The 18,360-nt window shown below is 46.7% G+C and carries 17 protein-coding genes and 3 tRNA genes; all 20 read right to left on the minus strand.

What is annotated here, in order from left to right:
- Positions 1-4: 4 nt before the first annotated feature.
- The 20 genes from H6798_03750 to H6798_03845 all read right to left on the minus strand — a co-directional run bounded on the left by H6798_03750 (position 5) and on the right by H6798_03845 (position 18,353).
- On the minus strand, positions 5-982 hold the full coding sequence (locus H6798_03750) for a carbohydrate kinase family protein (protein ID MCB9821623.1): 978 nt from the start codon (positions 980-982) through the stop codon (positions 5-7).
- On the minus strand, positions 982-1,905 hold the full coding sequence (locus tag H6798_03755; protein ID MCB9821624.1) for a class II fructose-bisphosphate aldolase: 924 nt from the start codon (positions 1,903-1,905) through the stop codon (positions 982-984). The genes H6798_03750 and H6798_03755 overlap by 1 nt, the downstream gene beginning before the upstream one ends.
- A gap of 61 nt (positions 1,906-1,966) precedes the next feature.
- Entirely contained in the window at positions 1,967-2,950 is a 984-nt protein-coding gene (locus H6798_03760) for a transketolase family protein (protein MCB9821625.1), read from the minus strand.
- A complete protein-coding gene (locus H6798_03765; protein ID MCB9821626.1) occupies positions 2,950-3,837 on the minus strand; it encodes a transketolase in 888 nt (295 codons plus the stop codon). Before H6798_03765 ends, H6798_03760 begins: the two co-directional genes overlap by 1 nt.
- Before the next feature lie 5 nt (positions 3,838-3,842).
- Positions 3,843-4,475: a hypothetical protein gene (locus tag H6798_03770; protein MCB9821627.1), complete on the minus strand. Its 633-nt coding sequence runs from the start codon at positions 4,473-4,475 to the stop codon at positions 3,843-3,845.
- Between the two features lie 22 nt (positions 4,476-4,497).
- Positions 4,498-4,962 carry an RpiB/LacA/LacB family sugar-phosphate isomerase gene (locus H6798_03775; GenBank protein ID MCB9821628.1) on the minus strand — a complete coding sequence of 155 codons (465 nt, stop codon included), beginning with the start codon at positions 4,960-4,962 and terminating at the stop codon, positions 4,498-4,500.
- A 9-nt stretch (positions 4,963-4,971) separates the two neighbouring features.
- Positions 4,972-6,333: a type I glyceraldehyde-3-phosphate dehydrogenase gene (gene gap, locus H6798_03780; GenBank protein ID MCB9821629.1), complete on the minus strand. Its 1,362-nt coding sequence runs from the start codon at positions 6,331-6,333 to the stop codon at positions 4,972-4,974.
- Between the two features lie 105 nt (positions 6,334-6,438).
- Positions 6,439-6,969 (minus strand): inorganic diphosphatase, encoded by a 531-nt coding sequence (locus H6798_03785; GenBank protein MCB9821630.1) that lies wholly within the window; start codon positions 6,967-6,969, stop codon positions 6,439-6,441.
- 74 nt (positions 6,970-7,043) lie between these two features.
- Positions 7,044-7,982 (minus strand): FAD-dependent oxidoreductase, encoded by a 939-nt coding sequence (locus H6798_03790; protein ID MCB9821631.1) that lies wholly within the window; start codon positions 7,980-7,982, stop codon positions 7,044-7,046.
- Positions 7,983-7,988: 6 nt separating this feature from the next.
- On the minus strand, positions 7,989-8,255 hold the full coding sequence (locus H6798_03795) for a glutaredoxin family protein (protein ID MCB9821632.1): 267 nt from the start codon (positions 8,253-8,255) through the stop codon (positions 7,989-7,991).
- 21 nt (positions 8,256-8,276) lie between these two features.
- Positions 8,277-8,786 carry an FKBP-type peptidyl-prolyl cis-trans isomerase gene (locus H6798_03800; GenBank protein ID MCB9821633.1) on the minus strand — a complete coding sequence of 170 codons (510 nt, stop codon included), beginning with the start codon at positions 8,784-8,786 and terminating at the stop codon, positions 8,277-8,279.
- Positions 8,787-8,963: 177 nt separating this feature from the next.
- Positions 8,964-10,742: an ABC transporter ATP-binding protein gene (locus H6798_03805; protein MCB9821634.1), complete on the minus strand. Its 1,779-nt coding sequence runs from the start codon at positions 10,740-10,742 to the stop codon at positions 8,964-8,966.
- Positions 10,742-11,377 (minus strand): 50S ribosomal protein L25, encoded by a 636-nt coding sequence (locus H6798_03810; protein MCB9821635.1) that lies wholly within the window; start codon positions 11,375-11,377, stop codon positions 10,742-10,744. Before H6798_03810 ends, H6798_03805 begins: the two co-directional genes overlap by 1 nt.
- A 1,004-nt stretch (positions 11,378-12,381) precedes the next feature.
- Positions 12,382-12,456: transfer RNA gene (locus tag H6798_03815), tRNA-Val, on the minus strand.
- Positions 12,456-12,534 (minus strand) — tRNA-Phe (locus tag H6798_03820). Before H6798_03820 ends, H6798_03815 begins: the two co-directional genes overlap by 1 nt.
- Positions 12,535-12,780: 246 nt before the next feature.
- A tRNA-Glu gene (locus H6798_03825) sits at positions 12,781-12,854 on the minus strand.
- A gap of 461 nt (positions 12,855-13,315) precedes the next feature.
- Complete coding sequence (gene pheT / locus H6798_03830) at positions 13,316-15,859, minus strand: phenylalanine--tRNA ligase subunit beta (protein ID MCB9821636.1); 2,544 nt, start codon at positions 15,857-15,859, stop codon at positions 13,316-13,318.
- On the minus strand, positions 15,856-16,908 hold the full coding sequence (gene pheS, locus H6798_03835; GenBank protein MCB9821637.1) for a phenylalanine--tRNA ligase subunit alpha: 1,053 nt from the start codon (positions 16,906-16,908) through the stop codon (positions 15,856-15,858). The genes pheT and pheS overlap by 4 nt, the downstream gene beginning before the upstream one ends.
- Before the next feature lie 70 nt (positions 16,909-16,978).
- A complete protein-coding gene (locus H6798_03840) occupies positions 16,979-17,527 on the minus strand; it encodes a hypothetical protein (GenBank protein MCB9821638.1) in 549 nt (182 codons plus the stop codon).
- A 139-nt stretch (positions 17,528-17,666) separates the two neighbouring features.
- Complete coding sequence (locus H6798_03845) at positions 17,667-18,353, minus strand: GNAT family N-acetyltransferase (protein ID MCB9821639.1); 687 nt, start codon at positions 18,351-18,353, stop codon at positions 17,667-17,669.
- Positions 18,354-18,360: the final 7 nt, after the last annotated feature.

An 18,360-nucleotide genomic window follows, 5' to 3' on the forward strand; every position in this document is an offset into this window, starting at 1 on the left:
TGTTCTATAAATCCTTAACTTCGAGTGGCATGTCGTGCAGCACGGTATCTTCGTGCAAGATACCTGTCTTAGCGCCCATTTTTGTAACTACACTGGTGCTATTGGCTGCCGCAAATTTTACAGCCTCCACTAACCCCTCTCCTTGCGCAATCCGGCATGTGAAGCCACTACTAAAGGCGTCGCCTGCCCCAAGTCTGTCGACAACGGGCACATCCTCGTACATTCCACCAACGACCAGTTTTCCTTCAAGGCGGCTAGCAGCCACTTCGCCATTTGGGCCATCAGTAACTATCACTACTGGACAATCCTTGATAGCCGCTCGAACAAGCTCTTCTGGGGTACTACCTTCATAAAGCTGCTGCATCTCTTCTTTGTTTAGACTCACCAGATCTACTTCGCCGATAATATAGCGCATTCGATCGACATCGGTTAGTTCACCCTTACCGGGGTTTATGGCAACTTTTATTCCATGTTCGTGGGCGTACATAATTACTTTGTCGATAATTTCATAATGACCAGACAAGCTGCTGATATATATCCAGTCTGGAATATTATGCAGCTCGCTGAAGTCGAACTTATCGGAATCGAGATAATGTGAGGCTCCTCTGTATGTGAGTACCGTTCGCTCACCTTTTGGACTGACTAAGATTACAGAATAGCCGGTGCTTTTGTCGTCGACCATTATAATCGAGCCGGTATCGACTTGCTCACGATGAAGATCATCCAGAACGGCCCTTCCCGGTGCATCATCTGCAATTTGGCCCATAAAGCTAGCATGGAGACCTTGACGGGCAAATGTGACCGCTGCATTAGTGGCACCACCACCTGTAGAAAATGTCACACCATCAATTTCGAGCTTTTCACCCAAGATAAACTCTTCAACTAGTTGACCATCTTCTTGCTTTGCACGAAAAACTTCACCATGGAGCAAGACATCTTGAACGGCAGCCCCGACACATAAGATATGAATATCTTTTTTCATCAAACCTCGGCCTTACCAATGGAATTGAAGGCTTTTAGCTTATCTTCAACTACTGCTTGAACTGCCAATTTAACCTCGTCCATTAGTTTCATAACAGCAAACTCATCGGGATGCTTGGCAAGCTCGCGCTCGAGGACGGTTCGGAAGGCAAAGCGCATATCGCTGTTGATGTTGATTTTGGTCACACCAATTCGTACAGCTTCTTCAAAAAAGTGTAGTGGTGTCCCGCTACCTCCATGTAAGCTAATATTGACATCCTTTGGTAGTGCTTCACGAATGCGTTCGAGTAGTTTCAGATCAAGTATCTTTGGAACAGGATATTTACCGTGTAAGTTCCCAATCGCGGCCGCGAATGTGTCGATTCCAGTGTCTTTGACAAATTTTTTGCTACCAGCTGGGGTACTAAAAGTTTTCTTGATTTGCGCATAATCTATACTTTCGTGATGAACATTGCTCGATCCACCAAAGTAGTGCGGCTCACTTTCGACAAGCGCACCGGTAAATTTAGCATATTCGACTACTTCTTTGGTCGCCTCCACAATCGCTTTATCTGATATATGGTCATCTTTGTGGGCTTGTGATACGTCGATGTGAATAAACTCAAAACCAGCATCAATTCCTGCCTTGGCAGCCTCTACTGATGGTGAATGATCGAGATTAATGTAAATCTCTATCCCATATTCAATTTTGTAGTTATCAACCATATCACGTAAGTTATCTAAGCCGATTACTTCGACTTCTCCGTGACTAACTTCGACCAGCAACGGTGCACGTGTTTTTTTAGCCGCCCTAGCAATCGCGATTAGCGTTTCTTGGTTGTCGATATTAAAAGCTCCCAAGGCAAACTTCTGCTTACGTGCCCGCTCCATGGTTGCTCTAGCTTTTAGACAATTTGCTCGAATCTGAGCAATGGTTAAACTCATAGGATATATTGTTGCATAAAAGCATAAGCTTTTAAAGCATATCTACTTATATGCTAGCAATCTAAACTTTTTGAGTAGCTTTGAGTACATCATGAACAGCTAGCTGAATGTGTTTACTTGTTAGGCCAAAATGTTCCATGAGCTCATCTGGGGTTCCGCTTTCGCCAAATCTATCTTTAACCCCAATTCTACGCATAGGTACAGGTAGGTGTTCGATCAATAGTTCGGCAACCGCCCCACCTAAGCCACCTGTAATCTGGTGCTCTTCGGCGGTTACTACGCAACCTGTTTTCTGGACACTTGAAAGTATCGTAACAGCATCTAGAGGCTTAATTGTTGGGCAGTGGATTACTTCGACATCAATCCCGTCATTAAACATACTGGCTGCTGCTTTGAGGGCATGATAGGTCATCGTGCCGGTTGCAATAATTGTTACATCCGAACCAGGGGTTAAAACTAGCGCTTTACCAATTTCGAACGGGGTTTTGTCGGTCGTGAACGCTGGCACAGCCTCACGTGCTAAGCGGATATAGTTTGGTCGAGAATCACCAGCCATTGCCAAAGTAGCTTTGCGGGCCTCCTCGTAATCTGCTGGGGCAATCACCACCATATTCGGGAGTGTCCGCATAATTGCTAAATCTTCGAGGGCTTGATGGGTTGCACCATCTGGACCAACACTAATTCCGGCATGTGCACCGACAATTTTCACAGGCTGATTGTTTAAGCAAGCTGTGGTCCGGATTTGCTCCCAGTTACGACCAGGGCTAAAAGCCGCATAGCTGGCCGCAAACGGCACAAGCCCCTGCGATGCCAGTCCACTAGCTACGGTCGCTAAGTTTTGTTCTGCAATGCCAATTTCAAAGAATCTGTCAGGATGCGCTTCGGCAAATACATGCATATTTGTAGACTCAGTTAAGTCGGCGCATAATCCAACGACTTTGTCGCTTTTGTCGCCAGCTTGCTTTAAGCCGTCACCAAAGCCTGCTCGAATCTTCTTTGCTTCTAGATCGCCAGTTACATCTAATATGTGATGGTGCCAGATCATTATTGATGTTCCCCAGTTATTTTGCCGCCCAAGGTCCGAAGCTCATGCAGTGCCAACTTGGCTTCCTGGTGATTTGGTGGTTTGCCATGCCAATGGAAGTCATACTCCATAAAATCTACACCCTTTCCAGCTATCGTATGGGCAATGATTATAATCGGCTTATCTTTAATCGCTCGAGCCATTGCGCAGGCATCAATTACTGCTTCAATGTTGTTGCCATCGATTTCGATCACATGCCAACCAAACGCCTCCCACTTGGCGCTTAAATCTTCGAGAGGCATCACATCTTCGGTTGCTCCATCGATCTGAATGTAGTTGCGGTCGATAATCCCGACGATGTTACTCAGTTGATACTTGCCAGCTAGCATGGCGGCTTCCCAAACATTGCCTTCGTCGAGCTCACCATCGCCCATCACGGTATAAATCCAGCGATGTTTGATATCGTGCATACGCCAAGCTAACGCCATACCACAAGCCTGGCTTAGCCCACAGCCTAATGGGCCGCTTGTATGCTCAAGACCGGGTAGCTTGGTTCGCTCAGGATGGCCTTGGAGTCGACTACCAAATTTACGCAGAGTTTTTAGCTCTTTCTTGCTAAAGTAACCCGTCTCGGCCATGGTTGCATAGCGCACTGGCACAGTGTGGCCATTACTTAAAATCAAGACATCCCGCTCTTCCCAGTCTGGGTTGTCTGGGTCGTGCTTCATGACATCAAAATATAATGCTGCAAAAATATCGGCCAGACCCAAAGGTCCGGCGCTGTGGCCGCTACCAGCTTCTTCGAGCATGCTGATAATACTGACACGGATATTATTTGCGAGCTTTTCTAGCTCCAGCACAGACTTTTTTTTAGCTGTGAAATTTTTTGCTTGTTTGCTTGTGGCCATATTGCTTATGATTTTACCAGATTTACAAGTGAATCATAAGCTTTTTGCGGATCTTCGGCCTGTTGGATACAGCCACCCGCATTTAGCACTTGAACTCCTCCGTCTTTGAGCTGTTTGGCGTTTGACTCGTTAATTCCACCATCCCAGCTAATCTCGATATTTGGGTTTATCTGTCGGATTTGTTCGACTTTCGATAGCAAACTTAAGTCTACTTGACCCCCGTGGTGCCCAAGATGGCCACTAAATATTAATGCGTGCTCACACTCTTGAATAAGTTCCACGAAATCGAGTGGGTTTGTGGCCTGCAAGAATGCCACGCCGGGTATAATCCCATAATGTTTAAGATTTCGGGCAAACTCAACCAGATTATCCTCGGCTTCGGCATGGAAGATAACTCTGTCGGGAAGCATACTTTTAAGTGTGTCTAGGTGTAGATCTGGATACTTATACATGATATGAATATCGATTATTTTGCCTTGATCCCACCATGCTTGTGGCAGTGTGACCGAATGTACCCCGGTAAATTCTTCGTCCATTAAGTCAATATGAATCCGCTCGGCAAAACCACTCACAGTCTCCATCTCTTGTCGATAATCGTGAGGGTTATAAGCTGTTACTGTCGGGCAAATAACACACATAGGCTTATGTTAGCATAAGCCTTTAATTGAGTTCGTCTAAAAGTTTATTGCGCCGCAAGCGTTTAGGGATAGACTCAAACGGAGTTGCCAAATACGTATCGACGATATCACGCATAAGTTGGGGATTATCATTCAGTTTTATGGCTGGCAAGGCCAAGACGTTGATATCGTCGTCATTTCTGGCAAGCCTAGCTTCCTCTACAGTGTCTAATACTGCTGCTCGGATACCCTTAAACCGATTAGCTGCAATCGCCATACCTTGCCCACTACCACAAATCAGTATACCTTTTGCTTCACGATCACGATCGGCAAACAAGGCATGAACTAGCTTGCTGGCAAAAACTGGAAAATCGTCTTCTGGGTTTAGGGCTGTATCACCTGTATCAATAACTTCGAATCCAGCCGACTCTAAATACTCCTTTAACTTGGCTTTAAGCCTAAAGCCTTGATGGTCGGCACCTATATAAACTATCCCATGTTTGTTCATAAACAATGTCTAGTAATTTTGGTGTTCTTGGTCTTGTTGATGATTCTGCTCTGCCGCTACCTGAGCTTGGTCTGGATATGCTGGCTGTGCTGCTTGGTCTTGAGAGACTTGCGGTTCGGATGGTAGATCTGTTTGTACTTCGTCTGCAGGTTGAGACTGTACCTGGCCATAATCAGCATTATTAAATCCGCTCGGTTCAGAATTCATCTCTGGCTCAGTATGAACATTTTCTTCTGGCTGCCAGCTGCCAGTGTTTTCCATGGCCTCAACTTCGGCCACACCCGCATCTAGATCGTTGACAGTATCTTCGCTGACTTCAACTACAGGCACATCTGCATCTTGTTCTTCGGCCCGACGTCCATGCAAACTATTGCCAACATCAGCCACAAGTTCGACTAAACGGTTGCTGTAGCCCCATTCGTTGTCGTACCAAACTACAACCTTTAGCATGTTTCCGTCGACTACATTTGTTAATGCGCCGTCAACTGTGCCGCTATGGCTATTGCCAATATAGTCGCTACTAACTAGTTCTTCGTCGGTGTAATCGACAATACCTTGGTAATATAGATCTTTGCTGGCTTTTTTGAGGGTGGCGTTGACTTCTTCGGCAGTTACATCGCGCTTCATAAGCATCGTCACATCACTCAAAGACACTACGCTAGTCGGTACACGAACCGACATGCCATCAAACTTACCTAGCAAACTTGGCACCGTTTTAGCCACAGCAATTGCTGCACCTGTCGTGCTCGGTACAATATTCTGAGCAGCCGCCCGTGATTCACGCATTGCCTTGGCTGGGCCATCCTGAAGTACCTGACTAGCGGTGTAGCTATGTACAGTTGTTAGCATCGCTTTTTCAATCCCATATTCTTGATCGAGAATGTCCATAACCGCCGCCAGGCTGTTGGTGGTACAGCTGGCGTTACTAATAATGTCACCCTGATAACTTTCTAGATCATGTTCGTTGGCACCGAGTACAATTGTCTGAGTTTCATCGTCTTTAGCGGGGGCACTAATCACGACTTTTTTTGCTCCAGCTTTAATATGCGCAGAGGCTTTTTCGGCTGTCACAAACAGACCAGTCGACTCGATTACTACATCTACTTGGCGGTCTGCCCACGGTAAATTTGCGGGGTCCTTTTCGGCACTAACAGGCACTTTTTTGCCGTCTACGACAATACAGCCTTCTTCGAAGCTAACCTCGTGGTGATAGGCACCATAATTAGTGTCGTACTTCAGTAAATAGGCCAACATTTCGTTGTTTGTTAAGTCGTTGATAGCTACAATCTCGATATCGTCACGATCAAACGCCACCCTAAAAGCATTGCGCCCAATCCGTCCAAACCCATTAATTGCCACCCTTGTCTTCATATTCCCCCTCAAGTTTATCTTGCTTACGCTAATTATAACCTAGACAGGTACGAGCACCAATACAAAAGTTAGCGCCCCCGGCCCTTTCACATTTTAATGTCTTTTCTACCACCAAGGGTTGGCTTGGGCGCGTTCCTTGCATTCGCCGATTATCTTCCAGGCATCTTCCACACTGCCAAAACCAAGGACTTTGGTTGAGCCAGGCTTTTTGAGATCTTTGTAGTGATTAAAATGGTGCTCAATCTGTTTTTTCCAGGGCTCGCCAAGCTCATCGATATTATTGATTGGTCCGTAATGTCGATCATCGGCCGGCACGCAGACGACTTTGTGATCCATCTCGGCATCGTCTTCGAAATTAAGAATTCCGATAACCTTACACTCAACTACCACTCCCATTGGCAACGGCTCCCCAGTTACAACTAGCGTATCTAGTTCGTCACCGTCTTCGTCGAGAGTTTGGGGTATGAATCCATAATTTACTGGCTTAGCAAAAATACCGGGCTCTACTCGATCGAGTGCAAAATACTCATTTTTTCGATCCCACTCCACTTTGAGCATGCTGCCTTTTGGAATTTCAATAACTGTTGTGATGTTTGTGCCGTCATCGGCGCTCAACTGATTAAATGGATAACCCATTCGCTATACCTCACTTATCTTTTTTCTATACTAAACAGTATTATACCAAACGTTACAGCGATAAAGATATGGGACTAGGCTGCGGGCTTTTCGAGGTACTCACGAATCGACAGAGCCGCCGCTGCGCCTTCGCCAACTGCACTGGCAATCTGCATTGTCGCGCCACTGCGAACATCGCCAGCACAAAACATACCAGGAATATTAGTCGCCAGCTTAAGGTCGGTCATAACAAAACCGTAATCGTCAAGTTCAACACCGCTACCCGCTAGGAAATATGTGACCGGCTTTAAGCCGATAAACACAAAGACACCGTCGGTAGGAAAGTCTGTTCGCTGACCGTTTTTCGTTCCAACTACTTTGACTATTTTGTTGTCTTGGCCAACAATTTCGTCGGTAGTGGTATTAAAGTGAACGGTAATTTTATCGTTCTTGTCTATCTCGTGTTCGAGTACGTCGCTAGCTTTCCATTTATCTCCTCGGATCAAAATGTCGATATGGCTGGCAAACTTGGTCAAGAATAAAGCTTCTTGAGCTGCGCTGTTGCCACTGCCGACAACCACGAGTCGACGATCACGATAAAATGCACCGTCGCAAGTTGCGCAGTTGTGCACACCACGGCCATAAAATTCTTGCTCGCCCGGTATACCGAGTTTTTTCCATTCACTGCCCGTGCCAATCAGAACGGCCCGAGCTCGATAGCTATTCATACCACCCTCGACCTCGAAGATATCGCCATTTTTGTGGATATTTTTTACTTCGTCGAGCTCGATGACTGCCCCAAACCGCTTGGTCTGGGCTTCGAGCTGTTCGGCCAACCTTAGTCCCTCGATACCATCTGGAAAACCTGGGTAATTGTCGACCATATCGGTAATAGCTGCCAAACCACCAACAACTGCTTTCTCGATAATTAATGTCTCTAGGTCTTCGCGAGATGTATATATGGCACTGGCTAGGCTAGCCGGGCCGGCACCAATCATGACTACATCCCAGACTTTTGTAGCTTGCTCTGTCATCTTCGTTTACGCCAAACCTAACATTGAGCTAATTGCACTATAGTTTGGTCCAGTTACTGGAGGCATTTCAACACCTTGACCATCGGCTATAATAGTGACCGGGACGCTTAAAGTACCACTCTTTTCAAGCACCTCTTGCTGACGATCCGGGTTTTCATCTAGGTTAACACTCTCGTACGCCACACCCTTGGCATCTAGCCATTTTTTTAAGGCCGCACACGATGCACAGTATGTTGTACTAAAGACTGTAACTTTATGAGTTTGTGTATCCATATTGGCCTTTCTTATTTAATTTTATTGGGTTATCCCAATTAGCTCGATATCAAAAACTAGGTCCGATTTGGCGGGAATGTTACTGTTGCCAGTTTCGCCGTATGCTAGCGAATACGGGATAACGAGTCGGCGTGTTCCGCCGACTTTCATACCTGGAATTCCATCTTGCCAACCCTGAATTAAACCTTCTAATCCAAATGTAATCGGGCTACCACTGTCTAGGCTTGATTCAAAGATAATCCCATCTTTAACAAATGCACCAGTGTAATTTACGGTTACTTGATCGCCAGCGACTACTTCGGTCCCATCGCCTTCGACCAAATCGATTATTTCGAGTTTTTCTACCTGACTTGTTCGTGGCTCAAATCCCTGTAATTTTGTACCTTTTAACACATCGGCCTCCTGATTATTATTTTGATTTGTAGTATCTTGCGTTGTTTGATCAGTATTTGAGCTTTCGTCTTTATTCGCCTGAATTACAACATAAGCACTAAAACCAATCGTACTAACAAAAAATGCAACTGCTAACATTAGAGATACAACTCTTGTTGTCATGGTACCCTCCTTAAAAAGTTTAGCGACACTCTACTGGGCTTGGCCAGACTGTGCGAAAGAAGTCGTCACTAAAGAATATATTATCAACCCTCCGCTGCTCGAAATATATTTTACCTCATGCTTAACCGAGATGAAACTAAAAGGTAATGTCTTTTAGGCAACGATACCAAATTTGTTTAACGCCTGCTTACGCTGTTCGGCACTTTTTGCGCTTTGAACTGCCAACAATTGAGCGTAGATGCCTTTGGTTTTTGCCAGCTTTGTTGGACTCCCGATCTCGTCTACCTGGCCATTCTTAAGGGTAACGATTACATCGACATTTTGGATGGTGCTCAGACGGTGTGCGATGATAATAGTTGTCCGGGCATGCATTAAATTCTCGAGCGCCTCATGGACTAATAGTTCACTTTTACTGTCTAGGCTACTCGTTGCCTCGTCGAGTATTAAGATTGGGGCGTCTTTTAAGATAGCTCGGGCAATTGCAATCCGTTGCTTTTGACCACCACTCAACTTCAGCCCTCTTTCACCAATCAAAGATTCGTAGCCGTCATCGAAGCTGTTAATAAAATCATCTGCGTTGGCAGCTTTGGCGGCAGCGATAATCTGCTGCTTAGTGGCGGCTGGTTTGCCGTAAGCTATGTTCTCGGCGATGGAACCAGAAAATAAGTTGGGTTCCTGAAACACAACGCCAATATTTTTACGTAAGCTATGTTGCTTGACACCGGCGATGTCTTGGCCATCTACCGCAATGTTACCCTGACTCGGCTGATATAGCCTCAGAAGCAAGTTGGCGATTGTCGACTTACCCTCGCCGCTCTCACCCACTAAAGCGATCTTGCTGCCTGGTTCGATCGAAAAGTTTAAGCCCTTGATAACTGGTTTTTTATCGTAAGCAAAGTGTACATCTCTGAACTCCACTTTGCCTTTAGCCACACGCAAGTTTTTTGCAGCTGGCACGTCTTCGATGGCTGGTACGGTATCGAGTGCCATAAAGTAATCTTTACTATCTGCAACAGCTCTCTGGATATTCTCGACCAAAAAGCTAATTGTGAATACTGGCATACGGATCATCAGTGTTAACTGAAAAATCATAATTGTATCGGCTAGACTTAAACTGCCAGTTTTGGCCTGCCAAAACAGCAATAAGTAAACTATCCCAAAAATCACATTTAAGACAAGTTTGCGACGAAAATCCATCGTGTGCCACAGCCGACTCTGGGGCTTGGTGAGTTTAAGTGTTTGTTTAAGATGTTTGCTAAAAAAGTTAAGCTCCGATTGCTCCCGCACAAAACTCTTTACAGCCTTTACTTGTGAAATAGATTCTTGGAATCGGCCAAAAGCAATATCTTGGTTCTGGTTGATACCATCTTGATACTCAATCCATTTGCCGCTCGATCGAACAGTTAACCAGATAAAAATTGGGTATAGGCTAAAAAGGAGCAGAGCTATCAGCGGGCTAAAATAGGCCACAATTGCCAAACTAAAAACCGTCGTCAGTATAAAAGACGCAAAGTTGTTGCCCATCATCTTAACGAACTCAGTAATCTGAACTACGGAACGCGTCAGGCGAGCGGTAATTTTACCCGATAACTCTGTATCAAAATAACTCTGGGGCAATTGTAAGATGTGTTCGTAATAACGGTTACTCAAAAATATTTTTAGTTTTACCGATAAAACATCGCCATGATACTGCATGAAATTTACCAAGACATTGCTAACGACATCTTGGGCAAACAGTAGTCCGACGATAATTAAAATTGCCTTATCACTAGCAGCTGCGCTACCAACATTTTGAAGCTCAGCGACTAGCTGTCGAATCAGAATCGGCTGGAGCTGAACCAGTAGCGAAACAACTGCCGTAAAAATAAACAGCAGTAAATAATATGGCCACAGGTGTTTTGTGAACCTAATAATTTTTAAGAGTGGCTTCACTATTCTTCGCTAGATTCAGATTTATCGGTTGTAGATTCGGTGGTTTCGGCATCTGCAGGAGCTTCTTCTTCGGTCTCTTCAACGACACGAGGTGTTTCGACTTTTACGATACTTGCTTCTGGATCGGCCATCAATACCACGCCTTCTGGCAAGACGATATCTTTGGTGTGTACGCTGTCGCCGTCCTCGGTAAGACCAGATATGTCGACATCAAGGTGTTCGGGGATACTAAGCGCACCGGCCTCTACTTCTAGCGTATCCAAGATCTGCAACACAAGTAGGCCTTTGCTGGCAGCTGGAGCGTCACCAACAAGCACTAGTGGCACATTAGCATGTACTTTTTCACCTTTTTTAACTTCTTGGAATGTAACATGCTCGACAGTGTTTTTGGCTGGAACAAATTTAACTTCTGTTACTAAAACTGTATGATCGCTATCGCCAGCTTTAATTAAAACAGGCTGTGTATAGCCAACTTTTTGTAAAACCTTAAGCAGGTGATTGTACTCTGTTTGAATAGCCACCGACTCTTTGCCATGACTAACAATATTGGCAGGTACCAGCCCAGCTCTCCGCAAAGCTTTATTTTTTTTGCCAGCCGCCTGGCGAATTTCGACTGCAAGTTCAACAGCTTTCACTCTAATTAACCTCTTATCTGATTATTGTCTAAAATAGGCTGGTAGTATACCAGATAACACCTCTAAGGACAAGCCGAAATCACTATGGAACCCGGGCGTCTTTACCCGGGTTCTGGAAAGCGTTCCCTAGAGGTGTCCACCTCATCACTTCCGTAACTTAATTATACTCCCGATTGCAAGCCATGCCGTGATAAACAGCATAGCCATTTTATAATGATTGAGTTATTCCACAAAAACCACTAAAACTTAATGAATTTTGGGGAATCGGTGTTGGAAACCGATACTAAAAGTGGCTCAATTGTGAGGGAGCTTTGGTAGCTCAACCTCAAACAAGAACTCTACTTTTAGGAAGATTCATCCCCTTCACCTACCTACATGTACCTCAGGTCCTTGGGACGCTGATTATGCGCCTCCATTGATCGGACGTAAGCACCGTAGGCCTTCTGGACGTCAGGGTGACTGCGATCACCACCACACTTCTGGAGTGCGCGCTTGACCGCCTCTTCCTGGTTTCCTGCCATTTTGCTCACCTCCTTTCAAGAGGCTCGAGAAGTGCAGCTGGTTGCTGCATCTGGGGAAATGAATAAGAATCTTTGCCTAGAGAGCTGGCACCCGGTGCCAGTGATTGCCCGCTCGGGGCGCCAGCTCTACTAGGCTGTACGGCCGAAGCCATACGAGCCGCCGGGAGGAATCGAACCTCCGACTATCGGTCGATGTGTCCGCACGTGATGCGGTATGAATTTCCGGCCTTCCGTCTGCTAGCCTCCGTGGACAAGCAGACATACTGCAGGAGTCCTAAGGTAACTACAACGATCGACCGAAACTCTACCGACTGAGTTACGACGGCGAGTATCACGTGGTTGTGCCCGAGTGAACACCCGGGCACAACCACTTCGGGGCAGGCGCAAACCTTGCGAACGCAGAGCTGTGAAGGCGGTTAAACCTACTCTGTGAACTTGAATGAGGTCTGCATACGGGCGGAATCCGTTGCCATTGCACCCTAGCAGTCTCGACGGGATTTGAACCCGTGACCTCTGGCGTGTGATGCCAGCGTGAACTCCAGACTTCACCACGAGACTGGTGGTCGAGGTGGGTATCGATCCCACATACCTCCAGCTTTTCAGGCTGGTACTCTGAACCTCCTGAGCTACTCGACCGGGTGGAGTCTTACCGAACAACGCATGCATGCGGGTGTAACACCACAAGCCTGTACGGCGTCTCCGCCAGACAGTTGCGCCTTTCGGCAGTACTCCAATGGCGGTTACCCGCCACATTCAACTGGTACCACAAAGTGGGCCCAGCCGGAACATTTCCCAGTTCCTAACGTTTGATTCGGTCTCCAGCTGTCTGGAATAACCGTATCGGCACGCTAACCTCCCCCACCGGTTTCTACGGCGAGGTAGCACCCCTGACAGGATTCGAACCTGTGCTTACGCCTTGAGAGGGCGCTGTTTTAGACCAACTAAACTACAGGAGCATTGCTTGAGAGAACTGCGAAGCTAAACAACACATGTTGTATAGCTACAGCAACCCCTCTGTCGGGCGACCCCGTTTCGATCGGGGGACCTTGCGAGTTGTACTCGCATGCTCTGCCGGCTGAGCTACCGCCCGGTAAGGCTTGCCGATTCTGCTAGTGAGCTATTCCGCACTCCAACGTGCACTACGATCTGCGCAGCACACCCTAGCTATCTTTACCGGCCAACCCGTTCATTTGGGGCGGCAACACCTTCCCCAAACTAATCCAAATCACTATGTGGTGATCTCGATTAGCCTGGAGAATGTTGGTATTAAAAAATTCTTATTCTTTAATTTTAATGAATCTTTTCTCGTCAAAAAAACGAGAAGTTTCCAACACCTTGTAAAAAAACACCTCACCAGGAGCAAAGGCTCCTCAACGAGGATGCCACTATTATACACTCACCAGGGGTTAAAATCAAGTTAGATTTGCCTAGCCTGATACTTTTGCGAGCCGACTTGAGCTATTGACTCGATCACATCTGTAACTTCTTGGGTCGTAAGTGTCTTGTCGAGTGAACTCAATCTAATTCTGAAACTCGTATTCTTTAAGCCTGCTTCTGGCTCAAAAATACTGACAGTAGACAGTGTATATTTATAACCTGTCTGCTCAAGTACTTCAACGACTGTCGACTGTAGATCGCCAAAACTAACACTGTTTGTAGTTTGTAAAGTGATGTCCTGAGCAGAACTTGGAAAGCGACTTAGCTCTGTGTAAGGACTCTTCGCTTGCCAATTGGCAAGCGCTTGGGTTTCGATCTCGAAGCCGGCACAAGCCCCTGGCAATCGAAAGGCACGTTCAACACCTGGCTTGAACTCACCCACAATACCTAAGAAAGATCCATTTTTTATCGATATTAAACTCGACCGACTTAAATCGTATGGAGAAGTAATCGGAAAATCGGTTTCGGGAGGTACTGGTCGAAATTCTAGTTCGGCTCCAAAGGCATGCGCTAAGCGTCGCAAATACTCCTTTGCTTCGTAATATCCAGTGCCTGAACGTTGTTTCAATTTGCTGGCAAATACCAAGCCCGTAACTTCTATCTCGCCAGGCAATCCAGACTCGTCTAGTCCATGAACTTTATTATGGGTTTTCCCGACTTCGAACAGCGCGAACTCCTCGTAGCCAGCCTTAATATTCTGATGCACGCTGTCGAGTAAACTTGGCATCAGGCTCTGGCGATAAAAATGCAAGTCTGGGCTAATCGCATTGCTTATAGCATAAGAATCTTCTGGTTTCTGGCCGGCCTTCTCGAGCAAACTCCGGTGGACAAAGCTATAGGTTAGTAGCTCGTTAGCACCGATAGTCGCCAAACTTGAGCGAATCTTGGCTTTTGTTTTAAAAAGCTGGTTGACTTCGACTGGTTTGGTCGAGCGTTTTGGCAAACACAGGGCTAAATTATCGTAGCCATAGAGCCGACCAACTTCTTCGACAATGTCTTCTTTGATCTCGATATCGGTGCGCCAAAAGGGGGCGGTCACCGACAGCTCATCGGCCTCGGCTTCAACCACAAATTCCACATTAGTTAAGAGTTGTTGAATTTCGGTGGCTGATAAGCTTGAGCCAAGTCGACTGTTTAAAAACTCCGAACTTATGCTGACTGGTTTGTTTGTAGCTAAATTGGATTTAACATCGTACCATTTGTCGTACGACATACCGCTTGAACTGCAAACCACCTCTCCCGCCGCTATCGAGGCGCAGGCCAATGTTTGCCAAGGGCTCTGACCTTTGTTGAAGCGACTAGCGGCATCACTGAATAGTCCGTAGTGCATGCTTGTTCGACGGATCGAGTACATATCAAAGTTTGCCGCCTCGAGAACCACTTTTGTAGTGGAGTTGTCGACTTCGGTATCGGCACCACCCATAACTCCACCAACACCTACGATTTCTTGGTCGGTCGCAATTACAATCGCTGGCTGATTAAACTCAATCGTTTTGCCATTGAGCAATTTAAGCTGCTCGCCACTCTGGCTAAGCCGAGCAACCAATGTTGGCGTACCAGAACTTCGAGCAGCTAACTTGGCATAATCATAGGCGTGGAGTGGTTGGCCATAGGCGTGCATAATGTAGTTTGTAATATCGACGATGTTATTGATCGGTCGATAGCCGGCTTTAGTAAGATTTATTTGTACATCGAGTGAAGATGGCCGAACCTCGACATCTTCAACTATTAATGCCGAAAAACGACTCACCAAATCTGTTTCGATTCTTACTACCAGCTGTTCATCGGCAGTTATTGTCTGGCTAAACTCGGTTTGGTACCATTTAGGGCTTGTAAATTGTTTGCCAAATATTCCGGCCACTTCGCGAGCTACACCCAGCTCGCCAAAACAATCAGGACGGTGCGTGAACATTTTGTTCTCGATCTCGATCACGTAATCGTTTAGATCGAAGACTTCGGCAAAACTATCGCCCGGTTTATATTTTTCGGTACGTCTAAAATTGGCTAAGGCCTCTACGTGAGGTACTTCGTTGGCTGGTTTGATAGCTTCGAGCCTGGTTGACTCGGGTAGCTCGACAATGCCATTATGATCATCGCCAATCGCCAACTCTTTAAGGCTAGCTAGCATGCCGTTACTGATAACCCCACGAATTTCACGAGACTCTAAAACAAATGGTTCATCATCGGCAAAACTGGCCGGGACAGTTGCGCCAGGCTGTAGCCAAACTGCCCACATATCGGCATGAACATTTGGTGCTCCACAAACCACTTGAATGTAGCCATTTTCGTCTCGCTTTAGATCGGGGTTTTTGCCACCATCATCTACCGTGCATATACTAAGTTTATCGGCATCTGGGTGTTTTTCGCAGGTAATAACTTTTACAATTAGAGCCCCTTTATATTTGGCACCCCAGTCCTCGACTGCCTCGACCTCACCCAAGCGCGAGCCAATACGTGCCACCATTTCTTCGACACTTACATCTAGTCCTGTTAGGCGTTTGATTTCGTTATAACTTACCCTCATGCGAACTGCCTCAAGAAATCTAGCTTGCCGCTCTGGAAATGGCGGATATCTTCGATACCGTGCTTGATCATTACCATTCTCATAAAACCTATTCCCCATGCAAAACCAGTATATTTTTCGGGGTCGATACCTGCTTCGCTAAGCACATTCGGATGAATCATGCCGCAACCAAGTAGTTCAATCCAGCCTTCACCACAGACTTTACAGCCCTGCTTGTCGCAGAATGGGCAAGAAATAGCAAACTCAAACGATGGTTCGGTAAACGGAAAATAAAATGGCTGGGTTTTGATCTCGATCTCTTTCTGGTAGTACTCTTGCATAAACTCTTTGAGAGTCGCAATCAAGTGTGCAGTGGTTACACCCTCGGCTACATAAACTCCTTCGATCTGGTAGAAGGTGTGCTCGTGGCGAGCATCGAGATCTTCGTTACGAAAAACTCGGCCGGGCACTACCACGGCAATTGGCTCACCGGCTTCTAACTGTGCCTTGCGAGCTTTAAGGACTCGATTCTGCATGTTACTGGTATGGGCTGGCGCCACAAGCGGTCGACCATTTTTATCGACTTCGTCCAAAATAAAGGTGTCGTATTCGTCGCGAGCTGGGTGACCATCCGGGAAATTCAGGCTATCGAACATATAATATTGGTTATCTAACTGGCGCGACTCAACCGAAGTAAAGCCCATTCGGTAAAAAATATCGAGCATTTCATCTTGTGCCTGCATAATCGGGTGTTGGCTCCCCAAGCGACTATCGACTAAGGTTGGAGAATCATTTTCGCCGACGCTAAACGGAGCGGTTACATCGATCGGTTCCTTCTTCGGAGCGTCTTGCTCGGCTTGCCAATTGTCGACTTGTGCCTGGATTTCATTTTTTAGACGATTTAGCTCGGCCCCAAACTTACCACGCTCTTCTGGAGCACGATCTTTTATAGCTTTAAGCAGCTCACCTAATCGTCTATCTTTTAAGATGACTGTTTTATCTAGGCTAGACTCAAAATCTGCTTGCAGAGCAGTAGCCAGTTCGGCGATTTCAGAAAACTCATATTCCATTCGAGAATATTATAAGCATTTATAGGTGTAAGCTCAAGAAATGCAGATTATTTTTCGCGATCGACGATAATCATTCGCGCACTGTAGTTGTGGCCATATCCGAAACTACATCTCCGCAGCGAGCACATTCACAATGCTCACTACCCGGCATAACTGCGCCTTCGATGCCATGAGGTCGCTCGACAAGTCTGATGACCGGTGTTTCTGCCTCACACGATTGACAGTAGTGTTTAGTAGCTCCTGGTAGTCTGCCACCTTCAATATGTACTGCTAAACATGCCACGTACAGAACTCTTTCGGCTCGTCGAATAACTGCGTTATCTCGCTCGTATCTTTGTGGGTCAATGTCCAGTGGTTTACCGGCTGCGTATTTGATAGTGATGTAGTTAAGCGACCAAGGAATTCTTGGGTAGCCTGAATTCTTGTAGGGATGGTAGCCAACCCTGATATCTTCAATACCTTCTTGGCTCTGCCAGTCTCGACCCTTCACCCGCCAAGTATTAGATCCAATTACAGCTACACCTGCTGCGTGACCCCACTCCAGATTACCTAAAGCTGTATTATCAATTACCCAGTCCAGCTCTTCGATCGGAGTTCCCTGTTGTCTAACTTCTGCCATATACAACCTCACTTTATGATTATGATCATAGCCAACCAGAACTTCACTAGGCAAGCGTAAGCTCAAATTAATAGCCCTCGGATATACCGAGGGCTAAGTCTGCTGGTGGGCGGCGCCAGCACCGGCTAGAAAATTCTAGCTAGACGTAGATAACGTTGGCACGGGCCCACTCGAGGGCTGCTTGGGTGCGCTCGCGCGCCTCCAGCCACTTCTGCCCAGGCGAGCCGTCCCACCACCAGGCATTCCATGCCCAATCCGCTGGGTTAATGCACTCATAATGCATGTGGTGCAGAAACTGCCCTTGGTGCATGCCTTCGTTGCGGTTCACACCTGTCTGGACGTAGCCAACCTGCTCGAGCGCCTTAGCCGAGCCCTGATTGGGGCCGAAGACGCCGGAGTAGATGCAGCTGATGCCCAACTCGTCGAACGCATACATGGTGCGCGCTCGATGGCAGTGGCTAGCAATCCTCTTGCCCCAGTATTCGGGGCGGAAGATCAAGAAGCCACTGGTTGCCCGGCGGAACATGGTGTTGGTAGCCACATTATTGAAGCCACTGTTACCGATCACCTGCCATGTGTCACCCACCTTGACGTAAATGCCCCACCCAATCTGATCAGCAGCATTGCGCTGCTTGTCAAACCAGTCGTACTCATCTTCGAGCACAGGGGCAGTCTGCCTGCCAAGGTAGCGGTTCACAACACGGCTCTGCATCCCACCATTGAGAATGAACTCGGGCATATCCTCACGCCTGAGCGCAGCCATGCGGACCTCAATCGGATCCTCATCACACTGCTCGACGCTGAATTCCATAACCGATCCAAACATCACTTCT

Source organism: Candidatus Nomurabacteria bacterium (genome assembly GCA_020631905.1).
In the GTDB taxonomy this organism is placed as follows: domain Bacteria; phylum Patescibacteriota; class Saccharimonadia; order Saccharimonadales; family VXPC01; genus JACKGQ01.

Excerpts from the sequence above, each read along its gene's own strand:
- H6798_03750 (MCB9821623.1), bottom strand. The coding sequence starts at position 982 with ATGAAAAAAGATATTCATATCTTATGTGTCGGGGCTGCCGTTCAAGAT.
- H6798_03755 (MCB9821624.1), bottom strand. The coding sequence starts at position 1,905 with ATGAGTTTAACCATTGCTCAGATTCGAGCAAATTGTCTAAAAGCTAGA.
- H6798_03760 (MCB9821625.1), bottom strand. The coding sequence starts at position 2,950 with ATGATCTGGCACCATCACATATTAGATGTAACTGGCGATCTAGAAGCA.
- H6798_03765 (MCB9821626.1), bottom strand. The coding sequence starts at position 3,837 with ATGGCCACAAGCAAACAAGCAAAAAATTTCACAGCTAAAAAAAAGTCT.
- H6798_03770 (MCB9821627.1), bottom strand. The coding sequence starts at position 4,475 with ATGTGTGTTATTTGCCCGACAGTAACAGCTTATAACCCTCACGATTAT.
- H6798_03775 (MCB9821628.1), bottom strand. The coding sequence starts at position 4,962 with ATGAACAAACATGGGATAGTTTATATAGGTGCCGACCATCAAGGCTTT.
- gap (MCB9821629.1), bottom strand. The coding sequence starts at position 6,333 with ATGAAGACAAGGGTGGCAATTAATGGGTTTGGACGGATTGGGCGCAAT.
- H6798_03785 (MCB9821630.1), bottom strand. The coding sequence starts at position 6,969 with ATGGGTTATCCATTTAATCAGTTGAGCGCCGATGACGGCACAAACATC.
- H6798_03790 (MCB9821631.1), bottom strand. The coding sequence starts at position 7,982 with ATGACAGAGCAAGCTACAAAAGTCTGGGATGTAGTCATGATTGGTGCC.
- H6798_03795 (MCB9821632.1), bottom strand. The coding sequence starts at position 8,255 with ATGGATACACAAACTCATAAAGTTACAGTCTTTAGTACAACATACTGT.
- H6798_03800 (MCB9821633.1), bottom strand. The coding sequence starts at position 8,786 with ATGTTAGCAGTTGCATTTTTTGTTAGTACGATTGGTTTTAGTGCTTAT.
- pheT (MCB9821636.1), bottom strand. The coding sequence starts at position 15,859 with ATGAGGGTAAGTTATAACGAAATCAAACGCCTAACAGGACTAGATGTA.
- pheS (MCB9821637.1), bottom strand. The coding sequence starts at position 16,908 with ATGGAATATGAGTTTTCTGAAATCGCCGAACTGGCTACTGCTCTGCAA.
- H6798_03840 (MCB9821638.1), bottom strand. The coding sequence starts at position 17,527 with ATGGCAGAAGTTAGACAACAGGGAACTCCGATCGAAGAGCTGGACTGG.
- H6798_03845 (MCB9821639.1), bottom strand. The coding sequence starts at position 18,353 with ATGTTTGGATCGGTTATGGAATTCAGCGTCGAGCAGTGTGATGAGGAT.